General features: G+C 45.9%; 10 protein-coding genes. 7 read left to right on the top strand and 3 right to left on the bottom strand.

What is annotated here, in order from left to right; translation table 11 throughout:
- Nucleotides 1-156: 156 nt before the first annotated feature.
- On the bottom strand, nucleotides 157-495 hold the full coding sequence (locus QT987_RS14205) for a 2Fe-2S iron-sulfur cluster-binding protein (RefSeq protein WP_333240989.1): 339 nt from the start codon (nucleotides 493-495) through the stop codon (nucleotides 157-159).
- A 75-nt stretch (nucleotides 496-570) separates the two neighbouring features.
- Here QT987_RS14205 and cimA point away from each other — a divergent pair, with 75 nt between their 5' ends.
- Nucleotides 571-2,283: a citramalate synthase gene (cimA, locus tag QT987_RS14200; RefSeq protein ID WP_445299638.1), complete on the top strand. Its 1,713-nt coding sequence runs from the start codon at nucleotides 571-573 to the stop codon at nucleotides 2,281-2,283.
- A 291-nt stretch (nucleotides 2,284-2,574) separates the two neighbouring features.
- On the opposite strand, the gene QT987_RS14195 is transcribed toward cimA, so the two are convergent.
- Together QT987_RS14195 and QT987_RS14190 are read right to left on the bottom strand one after the other, a co-directional pair.
- Nucleotides 2,575-3,543, bottom strand: a complete 969-nt coding sequence (locus QT987_RS14195; RefSeq protein WP_333240987.1) for an SPFH domain-containing protein — start codon at nucleotides 3,541-3,543, stop codon at nucleotides 2,575-2,577.
- A 93-nt stretch (nucleotides 3,544-3,636) separates the two neighbouring features.
- Nucleotides 3,637-4,068 (bottom strand): NfeD family protein, encoded by a 432-nt coding sequence (locus QT987_RS14190; protein WP_333051437.1) that lies wholly within the window; start codon nucleotides 4,066-4,068, stop codon nucleotides 3,637-3,639.
- 334 nt (nucleotides 4,069-4,402) lie between these two features.
- On the opposite strand from QT987_RS14190, the gene QT987_RS14185 reads away from it, so the two are divergent.
- From QT987_RS14185 to QT987_RS14160, 6 genes are all read left to right on the top strand, one after another.
- Complete coding sequence (locus QT987_RS14185) at nucleotides 4,403-6,601, top strand: protein phosphatase 2C domain-containing protein (RefSeq protein ID WP_333240985.1); 2,199 nt, start codon at nucleotides 4,403-4,405, stop codon at nucleotides 6,599-6,601.
- Between the two features lie 1,012 nt (nucleotides 6,602-7,613).
- On the top strand, nucleotides 7,614-9,521 hold the full coding sequence (gene dxs / locus QT987_RS14180; protein WP_333240983.1) for a 1-deoxy-D-xylulose-5-phosphate synthase: 1,908 nt from the start codon (nucleotides 7,614-7,616) through the stop codon (nucleotides 9,519-9,521).
- Between the two features lie 191 nt (nucleotides 9,522-9,712).
- Nucleotides 9,713-10,411 (top strand): hypothetical protein, encoded by a 699-nt coding sequence (locus tag QT987_RS14175; RefSeq protein WP_333240980.1) that lies wholly within the window; start codon nucleotides 9,713-9,715, stop codon nucleotides 10,409-10,411.
- 150 nt (nucleotides 10,412-10,561) lie between these two features.
- The gene (locus tag QT987_RS14170) at nucleotides 10,562-10,879 is read left to right on the top strand and encodes a hypothetical protein (protein ID WP_333240978.1); all 318 of its coding nucleotides are present in this window, start codon (nucleotides 10,562-10,564) and stop codon (nucleotides 10,877-10,879) included.
- A complete protein-coding gene (locus tag QT987_RS14165; RefSeq protein ID WP_333240975.1) occupies nucleotides 10,876-11,244 on the top strand; it encodes an aspartyl protease in 369 nt (122 codons plus the stop codon). The genes QT987_RS14170 and QT987_RS14165 overlap by 4 nt, the downstream gene beginning before the upstream one ends.
- Before the next feature lie 7 nt (nucleotides 11,245-11,251).
- Nucleotides 11,252-12,472, top strand: coding sequence for an NAD(P)/FAD-dependent oxidoreductase (locus QT987_RS14160; RefSeq protein WP_333240971.1), 1,221 nt, complete (start codon nucleotides 11,252-11,254; stop codon nucleotides 12,470-12,472).
- The last annotated feature ends 69 nt before the right edge of the window (nucleotides 12,473-12,541 follow it).

Here is a 12,541-nt window from a genome sequence, read left to right as displayed (position 1 = left end):
CTCTCGGATTTCTTTATGGTAAGGTGCCCCCTGTGCACCTTACAGTGAGAATTCTTGCACAAGTCTTAGAGATTATCTTGTGGGGTGGGCTTCTAGCCTGCCCCAAATATGCAATCTCAATAAAGTACAGCCTATCTGCCTTCCTTAACAAAAAATCTATCCTTGGGGGTTCCAGACAGTTTCAGAACCCTGACCCCAGAAACCGTCATATTTTGTCACCTTAATATCGCCTAAAACCTTGGTTTGGCAGGACAAACGGCGGTTGGAGGCGGGAGAATGGGGAGGAACCGAAAGTCGGGCTTTTTCGCGCCACTGGGGCTCGGAAACTTCGCCCTCGACGGTGACGGCGCAGGTGCCGCAAGTGCCGAGGCCGTGGCAGTTGATGACTTTGGCGTTGCCGTTGTAGAGATCGATGCCGTTTTTGAGCAATACTTCACGGAGATTCGCTCCGCGATCGCACTCAAATGTTTTTCCTTGCGCTTGTACCTTGACCACAGCAATTTACCCCAGTTAGATTTATGTTAATTTTCCTATATATTATCGCATTAAATTCCCATAAATTCATCTAATATGGTAACTGATATATTACCAATTTCTCGATCGCAATTTCCCATGACAAATCGGCTCTGGATCTACGATACCACGCTGCGAGACGGTGCTCAGTGCGAGGGACTCTCCTTATCTCTCGAAGACAAACTGCGAATTGCTCGACAGTTAGACAGTTTAGGAATTCCCTTTATTGAAGGCGGCTGGCCGGGGGCGAATCCTAAAGACGTACAATTTTTTTGGCGACTCAAAGAACAGCCCCTAACTCAAGCAGAAGTTGTAGCTTTTTGTTCGACTAGGCGGCCGGGAACTACGGCAGCTAATGATGAAATGTTGCAGGCTATTTTGTCCGCCGGTACTCGCTGGGTGACGCTGTTTGGCAAGTCGTGGGATTTGCACGTTATTGAAAGTTTGAAGACCACGCTAGAAGAAAATCTGGCGATGATTCGAGATACAATTGAATATTTGCGGAGTCAGGGAAGGCGCGTTATTTACGATGCCGAACACTGGTTTGACGGCTACAAACACAATCGAGATTATGCTATTAAAACTTTAGAAGTAGCGGCCGATGCTGGTGCAGAATGGCTTGTACTTTGCGATACTAACGGCGGTACTTTACCTCACGAAGTCAGTCAGGTTGTTCGTGAGGTTGCAGAAATAATAGAAAGTTGGGATATTTCGGAATCGGAAATTCACCCCCCCCAACCCCCCCTTATTAAGGGGGGGAGAAAGTCTAAAATTCAACTGGGAATTCACACTCACAACGACTCAGGAGTTGCGGTTGCTAATGCTTTGGCTGCTGTGCGGGAAGGAGTGAGGATGGTACAGGGAACTATAAACGGTTACGGTGAACGCTGCGGCAATGCCGATTTATGTTCCTTAATTCCTAATTTTCAGCTAAAGTTGGGTCAGAATTGCATTGAAGACGAGCAATTAGTTAGATTAACTCAAGTAAGTCGATCGATTAGTGAAATTGTCAATCTTGCTCCCGACGATCATGCTCCTTTTGTAGGCCTTTCGGCTTTTGCTCACAAAGGCGGAATTCACGTATCGGCTGTTGAGAAAAATCCGTTAACTTACGAACATTTGGAACCGGAAAAAATTGGCAACAGGCGGCGAATTGTGATTTCGGATCAAGCGGGTTTGAGCAATGTTTTGGCGAAGGCGCGCACTTTTGGCATGGATCTCGATCGCAAAAATCCTGCTTGCCGCCAAATTCTGGAAAAATTGAAAGATTTGGAAAGTCAGGGATATCAATTTGAGGGGGCTGAGGCTTCTTTTGAATTGTTAATGCGGGAGGCATTGGGAAAGCGCAAGCGTTTATTTGAAATCAAAGGTTTTCAAGTTCACTGCGATAAAGGTAAGGAAGAAACAGTTAATTCTTTAGCAACTGTGAAAGTGACTGTTAACGGTCAAGATATTCTGGAATGCGCTGAAGGAAACGGGCCTGTTTCGGCACTTGATGCGGCTTTGCGGAAGGCTTTGCGGAATTTTTATCCGGCAATTACTGATTTTAACTTAACCGATTATAAGGTGCGAATTCTGGACGGATGTGCGGGAACTTCTGCTAAAACTCGCGTTTTGGCTGAGTTTAGCAATGGTCAAGACCGTTGGACGACTGTGGGGGTTTCTGGTAATATTTTGGATGCTTCTTATCAAGCGGTTGTTGAGGGTTTGGAGTATGGTTTGGTGTTGGGAGATAGGGAGGCGATCGTTTTAACTGTGTCGAGTTATTAGGTTAACGGCGAAGAGAAGTTGCCTGAATATCGATGTTTAAATAGATACCAAGGGGAGCCTCTCAATGAAAGCAGCCAAGCTAGAAATTGGAGTTTTGACGCAGGAGGAAAGAGTCAGAAGGAAGGAGCCAGAAGAAGTGTTTTTACAAATATGAGATGCTCCCCTACTTTTGGGAGCATCTCAATGAAAGCAGCCAAGCCCAAAATTGGAGTTTTGAGGCAGGAGGCTCTCTTGCTGCGAGTCAGAAGGAAGGAGTCAGAAGAAGTGTGTTTACAAATATGAGATGCTCCCCTACTTGTTCACGTCATTATTATTACCTTCCCCAACGATCGATCGCATTCCTTCGAGCGTGGCGGGAATGCTGCGCGGGTCCATAAACATCACCTTGCTGCTGTCGCTGGTGCCAATTTTTAGACCCATATCCAGATAGTTTTGAGCTAACAAAAATTGTAAAGCTTCGCGAGCATTGGGGTCATTTTGCAGAGTTTTGGCGATTATTTGCAAGGCCTCCGAAGTAGCTTGAGCTTTCAAAACCTGACTTTGGCGTTCTGCTTGAGCTTTCAGGACGATCGCCTTTTGTTGAGCTTCCGCCTCCAAAATAGTTGCTTTTTGGCGCGCTTCTGCATCTAGAACTTGCGCTTCAGCTTTACCTTTGGCGCTGTTAACGGCTGACTCGCGTTCGCCCTCGGATGTCAGAATTGCCGCCCGCTTCCGTCGATCGGCTGCCATCTGCAATTCCATCGATTCCTGTACAGTTTTAGAAGGGACAATATCGCGCAATTCTACCCGCGTCACTTTCACTCCCCAAGGATCTGTAACCAGATCTAAATCTCTGAGCAAGATTTCATTAATTTGAGAACGAGCAGTAAAGGTTTGTTCGAGATCCAGTTGACCCATTTCGGCGCGAATTTGAGTCAGCACCATATTTACCATTGCTGACTGGAGATTTTCTACTTTGTAACAAGCTTTTTCCAAGTCTACAATGCGCCAATAAACCACAGCATCAACGGTGATGGAAACGTTATCGCGGGTAATACAAGCTTGCGGGGGAACATCTAAGACTTTTTCCCGAATTGTTTGCTCGTACACGACGCGATCGAGAAACGGCTTGACAAAATTCAAACCGGGTTCGAGTCTCCTGCCACTGTATTTACCTAAAGTTTCCACCAGCGCTTCATTTCCCTGATTGATAATCTTGACGGAACCTGCGAGGGCTGAGCCGCCGAGTGCTAAAAAGACAAGTAAAAAAAATTGTTCCACGGTCGCCTCCTATAAATGTTGAGTGTTGACTGTTAAATGTTGACTAAAGACTGATGACTAACTACTAATTGTCTGTGATTAATTACGCATTTTTTAAGAATGCAATAAATTTTCTGGCAAAACTATCAGAGTAGTGCCTTTTCGTCCGACGACAATTACGTTTTGGTTGGGGGGGATAGTGGCCTTCGTGTCTTCGCAGCGAGCTTGCCAAGAATTCCCCTCATAAATGACTCGGCCGGCTTCTCCGGGGGGAATTTCTGTTAAAGTTTTGGCTTCCTGAGAATCTGCGATCGCCCTTGCGGTGCCTTTTGGTATCAACCGCCGAGACAGCAGCACAAAAACTGTCGAAAAAACCATCCAGAGGAATATTTGTAAATTAACGTAAGGTAGAACTAGAGAGCATCCAGCTACGGCGAAGGCGCTCAGTCCCATCATAAAAGCGACAAAAGCAGTCGGGAGAAATAGCTCTGCCAAACAGAGCAAAGACCCAGCTATCAGCCAAAGGAGCGTAGGAGTCAAGATCATAAAAAGAATAGGTGATACTATTTAGATATTAGATTGGAAATTTAAGATTTAAGAATTGCCAACAACTGACTATGCAAGGGTTTGCGACTTGCAGCCCCTCAGAGCGATTTTTCGCGCAGCGGTACAAGTTTGAGGCTTCCATCGTTCTCCAAGTCAGAGTTTAGTAACTTAAATTACAATTTTAGCCGATGCAGACTGGCAGAAACTACAATTTCTAGAGGCCCAAAGGCAGTTAAGAAATTGATAGGGGCTAAAATCAGTTTATTCTCAAGCTCATGAATTTGGGCTTGCGAATCCTATATCTTCAGAATGTTTTTACACAAACTATTTCGATATGATCAGCAGTTTCTCCGAACCCATTTATTGCCCGAATCTTAGCTGTCCCGATCCCCGCAATACCTTTGGCCGCCAGCAGTGTGCAGCGTGCGAAACCGATTTAATTTATCGCTATTTGTGGGCGGTGGGGCAAGCAGCCGAGGAAGTGCCGACGGGTAAGGTAATAGCCGATCGATACTTTGTCATTGCACCGCAAATCTGGCTCGACAGCCGTCCAGCTTTGCCTCCGAGCGTCCCGGAACACCTGCCGGATACGATTATGCCTTACCTGCATTTGTATCCCCAACGGCTGCATACGCCGGAAGTATACGGTTATTGTTCCCTGGGGGAAGCACCCGAAGCGACAGAGGTGCTGTTGTTGGAAAATGTGCCCATCAATAATTTCGGTCGCCTGTATCCTTCTATTTTAGAAGCTTGGTCTGGGACAACCGGCGCGCGCCAAGTATACTGGCTGTGGCAAATGCTCCAACTTTGGACGCCGCTATCGGAACAGGGAGTCGCTTCGAGTTTGCTGGTACCGGAAAATTTGCGGGTGGAAGGTTGGCGGGTACGCCTGCTGGAACTGCACCGGGGCAATTTTGTACCGACGCTGCGGGATTTGGGAGATGTGTGGTCAGGTTTGGTGGAATCAGCGCAACCCGAGGTGCAGGCGAAACTCGGAGAGATTTGTCAGTTTATGCGCCGCAGCAGCATGAATTTCGACGCGATCGCCCTGGAACTAAACGATTTACTATTAGAACAAGCCGCTCAATTGCCTCTGCATTTAGAAGTAGTCGGCATGACTGATACCGGGCCCCAGCGCTCCCAAAATGAAGACAGTTGCTATCCGGTTGCTGCTGATTTTCAATTTAGCAAAACTTCAGGGGGCGAGAAATTAATTCCTTACTTAACAATGGTTTGCGACGGGGTTGGAGGCCACGAAGGAGGAGAAGTTGCCAGTCAATTAGCCGTCCAGTCCCTGAAAGCTTTAATCCAAAATTTGCTCGCAGAAATTGCTCAACAAGAAGAGTTGATGACCCCAACAATGGTGATCAAGCAACTCGAAGAAATAGTCCGAGTTGTGAATAATGTGATTTCTGCTCAAAATAACGAGCAGGGAAAAGAGTTGCGGCAGCGGATGGGGACGACTTTGGTGATGGCCCTCCAGTTGCCTCAAAAAGTGAAAAATTCCGAGGATTTGCCCTCGAATAACAGCCACGAACTTTATTTAGTCAATGTTGGAGACAGCCGCGCTTATTGGATTGGCAGAAATTACTGTCACCGGCTGACTGTGGACGACGACGTAGCCTCAAGGGAAGTCCAGCTAGGACATTGTTTGTACTGGGAGACTCAACTGCGATCCGATGCAGGAGCCCTGACTCAAGCTTTGGGAACGCGGGATGCCGATTTCCTGCGCCCGACAATTCAGCGATTTATTGTCGAAGAGGAAGGCTTACTGCTGCTGTGTTCCGACGGTTTGAGCGACAACGACTGGGTAGAGAAATCTTGGGAGAATTATGGCCCAGAGGTGCTTGAGGGCAAAATGTCTTTGGAAGCTGCGGTTCAGTCTTGGATTCGTCTCGCCAACGAGAAAAATGGTTATGACAACACCTCCGTGGTGGCGACTCACTGTCGGATGTCGCCGGAGAGATTGGTACTGTTTGATCCGGCAGTGGCCTCAGCGCCGGCGTCAGCGCCAGTGTCAGCCTCGGTGTCGCTGCCGCCTTCCCTCGTCGCTGCGTCCCTCCAGAAGTCTGGGAGAATTCCAGAATCTCAGCTTTCAGAATCGTCCAAACAGTTGTTGTACCCGGAAACTTCCCCCGCCCCGGAACCCGTTCAAAAACAGCGATCCAAGCTGCCGCTGCCCCTACTGGCGGTGTTGGGGCTGATATTAGCCGGCGGCGGTTTAGGTTTGTGGGTGCAAAGCCGCCAAAGCCCCCAGCCAGAGCCCGCACAAGTTCCGCCACCGCCGGAAACTCCTGCCCCGATTCCTTCGGAGACTCCCTCGCCAGGGGCCGAGAGTCCCTCGCCGTCGCCCGAATCGACTCCTGCGGAAATTCCGCCCCCCGATAGCGAGAGTCTCTCGCCGACACCGGAATCGACTCCTGCGGAAATTCCGCCCCCCGATAGCGAGAGTCTCTCGCCGTCGCCGGAATCGACTCCTGCGGAAATTCCGCCCCCCGAAGAAGCGGAAACTCCTTTGCCATCAGCGGAGTAAGGGAGATTACACCTGTGGCAAAAATCCTTTTCCTCAATTGATGGGACTGGCTCTGGGGCCCATCCCACAAGAGTTATTTTTGCTTGTGGGATGGGCCCCAAAACCCGTCCTAATTATTTTTGCAAGAGGTCTATTGAATTAATTTGAGGCAGAAGGAAATAGGCAGAAGGAAGGAGCCAGAAGAAGTGTTTTTACAAATATGAGATGCTCCATCACAGTTAATGATTTTGTATCATAGTCAGCTTGCAGAAACAAGATGGCTAAAAAGTCAGCCATCACTACAAAAAGTAGTTAAAAATGCTTAAAAATCTCCATGCAGCTAACAACTAAGCTGTGGAGCATTTAAACCATTAACGATCCAGGTAAGGTGCGCCATTCGCGAACACTTACTATACATGGGAAACGCTTATTTGCGCTGGGCACCCTACTATCCTCATTTAAATGCCGAACAGCTTAGCGATTAGGAACTAACAACATAAGCTTTTTTATATTGACCACGAATTTCAAAGGTGGTACCCGCCACGTGATTTATCCGTGGAATCAATCGAAAATCGAAAATCAGAAGAGCTCCCGCATTTATCCGTGGGGTCGCCTCTAAAATCTAAAATCTAAAATCTAAAATCTAAAATCGATTAGCGATTAGGAACTAACAACATAAGCTTTTTTATATTGACCACGAATTTCAAAGGTGGTATCCGCCACGTGATTTATCCATGGAATCAATCCAAAATCGAAAATCGAAAATCAGAAGAGCCCCCGCATTTATCCGTGGGGTCGCCTCTAAAATCTAAAATCTAAAATCTAAAATCTAAAATCTAAAATCTAAAATCGATTGACGGCGCACAATTTATTAACTATAATTACCAGGCTAAAAATAACAAAAATCTTACGCCTAACAGTTTTTCTCAAATAACCGTTAAACTATTCTAACGTTTGCGCGTACCCAACGTTGCAGGCACAACCTATATCTGTTAAGGATTCGTCCTGATTCACAGGAGCAAGATTTTAAAATATGCATCTCAGCGAACTGACTCACCCAAACCAATTACACGGCCTCTCGATTCATCAACTCGAACAAATTGCCCGACAAATTCGAGAAAAGCATTTAGAAACTGTAGCCGCTAGCGGCGGCCACCTCGGCCCAGGATTGGGTGTAGTCGAACTGACCTTAGCACTCTACCAAACACTCGACCTCGATCGCGACAAAGTTACTTGGGATGTCGGCCACCAAGCTTATCCTCACAAATTAATCACCGGGCGCTACAACCAATTCCACACCCTGCGCCAAAAAGACGGCGTTGCAGGCTATCTCAAGCGCTGCGAGAGCAAATTTGACCACTTCGGCGCCGGCCACGCTTCCACAAGCATTTCCGCAGCGTTAGGGATGGCGATGGCGCGCGACCTCAAAGGGGAAAACTTTAAAACTGTAGCAGTCATCGGCGACGGCGCATTGACTGGCGGCATGGCACTCGAAGCGATTAACCACGCGGGCCATATGCCGAAAACCAATTTGTTAGTTGTGCTCAACGACAACGAGATGTCAATCTCGCCCAACGTCGGCGCAATTACCCGCTATTTGAACAAGATGCGATTGTCGCCACCGGTGCAGTTTCTCAAAGATAACTTAGAGGAACAATTCAAACACATTCCCTTTGTCGGCGAAACTTTTACTCCTGAAATGGAACGCCTCAAAGAAGGGATGAAACGCTTGGCTGTCTCGAAAGTTGGAGCAGTAATTGAAGAATTGGGCTTTACTTACATGGGCCCGGTAGATGGACACAATTTGGAAGAGTTAATTGCCACTTTCAAACAAGCTCATACCATTCAAGGGCCGGTGTTGGTTCATGTCGTGACGGTAAAAGGCAAAGGATATGCGATCGCCGAAAAAGACCAAGTAGGATATCACGCCCAAAATCCCTTTAACTTAGCCACCGGCAAAGGCATTCCCTCCACTAAACCCAAGCCTCCAGCTTACTCGAAAGTATTTGCCCACGCCCTAGTCAAGCTAGCAGAAGATAATCCCAAAATTGTCGGCATTACTGCTGCAATGGCAACCGGAACAGGTCTGGATAAACTTCATGAAAAACTGCCGAAACAGTACATTGATGTCGGGATTGCCGAACAGCACGCCGTGACTTTATCCGCTGGTTTAGCCTGCGAAGGAATGCGCCCGGTTGTGGCAATTTACTCGACATTTGTCCAGCGGGGATACGACCAAATAATTCACGATGTTTGTATCCAAAATTTGCCAGTTTTCTTCTGTTTGGATCGCGCTGGCATTGTCGGTGCTGACGGCCCAACTCACCAAGGAATGTACGACATTGCCTTCTTGCGGTGCCTGCCAAATATGGTAGTTATGGCACCAAAAGATGAGGCAGAATTGCAGCGGATGATTGTCACGGGAATCAACCACACCAGCGGCCCGATCGCCATGCGTTACCCGCGCGGCAACGGTTACGGCGTGCCTTTGATGGAGGAAGGTTGGGAAGAATTGCCGATCGGCAAAGCCGAAATTCTCCGCAACGGCGACGATGTGCTGATACTGGGTTACGGTTCAATGGTTTATCCGGCAATGCAAACTGCCGAGATGCTGAGCGAACACGGTATTGAAGCAACTGTGATCAATGCGCGTTTTGTCAAGCCTTTGGACACCGAATTAATCTTGCCTTTAGCACAGCGAATCGGCAAAGTTGTCACAATGGAAGAAGGCTGTTTGATGGGAGGCTTTGGTTCAGCAGTAGCCGAATCTTTGCTCGACAATAATGTCCTCGTGCCCCTGATGCGGTTGGGTGTACCCGATACATTGGTAGATCATGCAACGCCTGAACAATCATTTGCCAGTTTGGGATTAACTCCGTCGCAAATGTGCGATCGTATCTTAGCAACATTCAGCCGCAAAGAGTCTCCTGTTAGCGTCTAATTAGCTAGAATAGTAGGGTGGGCACTGCCCCACCATTGGTGTCAACAAACACCCTATTTCCCTCAGTCCGGCAGGGGTTTAAACCCCTGCCTCAAAGCTAAAGTCCTTTTGCATAGGACTGAAGAACTCATTAGTCCTACTATATAGTTAAGGTCATTAGTTGATAGTTATAGATCGAAGAGGAGGATTTTGTGGGAGAAGCTAACCGCCGAAAAAGACTCGATTCAAATTACGGTAACAGCCTTAATATTGGATGTTTTATCGCTGCTTCTACTTCCAGCGATGCTCATGCTGTCTACCTGGGAATTGGACGAAAAGGAAGCGTAGAACGGAGACTTATATCAGCTCACGCAAGCATCCTTGACGCATGGAAAATCTTTGTTTATTGCCAAAATATTTTATCTCAGCTTAAATATTTTCATCTGCAAAGCAACGATCAAATTACTAGCAATTTCATTAGCAGTTTGATTGGGACTTACGGTGATTATTCTGATGACGATGCTGTTTATGAAGTGTCGGGCGATAAAAAAGCGCTTATGGATTGGCTGTCGCAAGGCAAAACGATCTTGGATGATGATTTGCCTTCCAATATTAACGTTTTGGTTGTAAAGCCCCCAGTTTCCAAAAAGTACAAAGTTTTTTGGTACGAATCAGAACAAGCTCCAAAAAATACTTACGGTAATCCCGAAGACAATTGTGTTTTTACAGTGGGTAAAAATTCTGATGAACCAATTTCGGGGGGTGCTAACAACAAAGTAACTTTTTTCAGCAGTTATGTAACCGCTGCCTATGTAGCTGACTATGTGAATCGGTTGAAGAGAGATAGTTTAACTGAGGAAGAAGTCAAGCGACTGTTGTTTGAAGCCAATCAGCTTCAAGGAAAAATTTAGCCAACTATGAATCAATGCTTTCAGTCATTTCTCATAGTTTTTGACGACGACAACATAGTATCATCTGACACAAAGGAAAACCAACAATGAAATAGAAGTTTATGGTACAATCCGATTGCCGAAACATTTGAATATAAGGTATAAAAAACAATGACTAATGTAAAACCAAATCGTACCGTGCGACGGGGAAGATTGTTCCCAGAAATTCAGTGGTCAGAAGAAAAAAAAGCCCAGTTGCGTGCTGAAAGAGCGGCATTTCGCAAGCGTTGCAAAGTAATTTTCGAGCGCCTTAAACCAGAATTAATTGACACTCACTACAACTGGTACATGGCGGTTGAACCTGATAGCGGGGAATATTTTATCGACAAGGATGATATGGCGGCTACCAAAATGTGTCGTCAGAAACACCCAAATGCTATCCCCTACCTTTTCCGAATCAACCATACAGGGGCGTGCGGCTCAATATGATTGAAGGAAGATTTGGTGATGAGGACGAGCTATTTTTTGAAGTTGAATTGATTGCTAATAACGGCTTAGAATTACCTGTTGATGCTCTGCTAGATACAGGTTTTTCGGGTTGGTTAGCAATGGACGAGCAAGATTTCGAGGGACTTGATTGGATTTATATTAGGCGACAAGAAATGCGGACAGCAAAGGGAGAATTTGATTTCGATCTTTATGCAGGAAAAGTACGCATAGATGAGCAAGAGTTTGACATTCCCGTTCATGTGGGTGACGGAGTACCGGAAATTTTAATCGGTCGCCAGTGGCTAAAAACTCGGCGGTTAGTAGTTGATATGTCTGCAGGTATTTTGACATTGGAAGCGAGTTAGAAGCAAAATGAATTTAAAAAGTTTTGACATAGTAATAGTAGGAGCCGGCCCAGCAGGCGGACACTGCGCGAGAATCCTAGCCAAATCCGGCCACAAAATCTTGCTGGCAGAGCAAAACGACAATTTTAATAAAAATGACTTTTCCAGCGCCGCCACGCCTCTAGAAACCCTCTCTAAATTCGATTTACCTGAATCCGTTATCGGCAGTTTTTGGCACAAACTTACTATTGAAACTAGCAAAGTCAGTCAGACTTGGGAGTCTCCCGAAAGCTTGGGAGTTGTTCTCAACTTTGCTAAATTTAGAGCATTTTTGGCTAGCGAAGTTGAGCGATTTGGCGGTGAAGTTTGGCTTGGTTATCGCTACACCGGACATTCACAAGAAAACGGCGAAACAATAGTCGAATTTAAACAGTTATCCGACGGTCAACTTATCAAAGTTAGCACGAAAGTATTGGTTGATGCTACTGGCTTTGCTAGGGCGATTATGTACGAAAAAGAGAATGATAAGCCAGATTTTTTGTCGGGAACTGGAATTGAATATTTAATTGAAGTAGAGCCAGAAGTTTACAATAAATACAGCGGTGATTTAATCTTCTTTTTGGGCGATAAATGGATGCCGAAGGGTTATTCCTGGATATTCCCAATGGAACAAAACAGGCTGAAAGTTGGCGCGGGGCGCATTTTTTTAGATCCGAAAACGGTGAGGCATTTGTCACCGGTGAAAAAATATATTGATTTACTGATTGATGAATATCTGAAGTCTAAAAGTTATAAAATTATTGACAAACATGGTTCGACGCTGAAGTACAGTCCTGGTTTGAAGGATATTTATTGCAAGGATAATATAATTGCGATCGGCGATACTGTCTCGACAGTAAATTTTTTGGGTGGCGAAGGGATTAGACACGGGATGGATGGTGCCCAAATAGCAGGGAAATATATTCAAAGCTATTTGGAGGGGAAAATCTCAGATTTTCGGGATTATGAGACCCAAATGCACCGCAAGTTTGATCGGAAATGGAATATTTCAGAAAGGTTGGCGGTGAGAAAGTATATCGATGATGTTAATGATGAACTAACCGATAAAATGATTTCTTATTTAAAGTATATGAAAACTGAAGAGGTGATGGATATTTTATTTCATTATAAATTTGAGAGAATTTCCAGAGGATTCGGCGGTTATTTGCAGCGGAAAATCAAGGGATTGATTAAGCGATTTCACTTGTAAGGTGCGTCTGTTGAGAGATTGTTAGTTGAGGGAAAAATCTCGCTGGCTGACGCAGCCTACTGACTTAAA

The sequence above is a fragment of the Microcoleus sp. SVA1B4 genome (assembly GCF_036700545.1).
Taxonomy (GTDB): domain Bacteria; phylum Cyanobacteriota; class Cyanobacteriia; order Cyanobacteriales; family Microcoleaceae; genus Microcoleus.
This window is presented reverse-complemented; position numbering and strand designations above follow the sequence as displayed.

Bases quoted from the DNA above. Each gene is read 5' to 3' on its own strand.
- QT987_RS14160 (WP_333240971.1), top strand. From the start codon at position 11,252: ATGAATTTAAAAAGTTTTGACATAGTAATAGTAGGAGCCGGCCCAGCA.
- QT987_RS14170 (WP_333240978.1), top strand. From the start codon at position 10,562: ATGACTAATGTAAAACCAAATCGTACCGTGCGACGGGGAAGATTGTTC.
- dxs (WP_333240983.1), top strand. From the start codon at position 7,614: ATGCATCTCAGCGAACTGACTCACCCAAACCAATTACACGGCCTCTCG.
- QT987_RS14185 (WP_333240985.1), top strand. From the start codon at position 4,403: ATGATCAGCAGTTTCTCCGAACCCATTTATTGCCCGAATCTTAGCTGT.
- cimA (WP_445299638.1), top strand. From the start codon at position 571: ATGGTAACTGATATATTACCAATTTCTCGATCGCAATTTCCCATGACA.
- QT987_RS14190 (WP_333051437.1), bottom strand. From the start codon at position 4,068: ATGATCTTGACTCCTACGCTCCTTTGGCTGATAGCTGGGTCTTTGCTC.
- QT987_RS14165 (WP_333240975.1), top strand. From the start codon at position 10,876: ATGATTGAAGGAAGATTTGGTGATGAGGACGAGCTATTTTTTGAAGTT.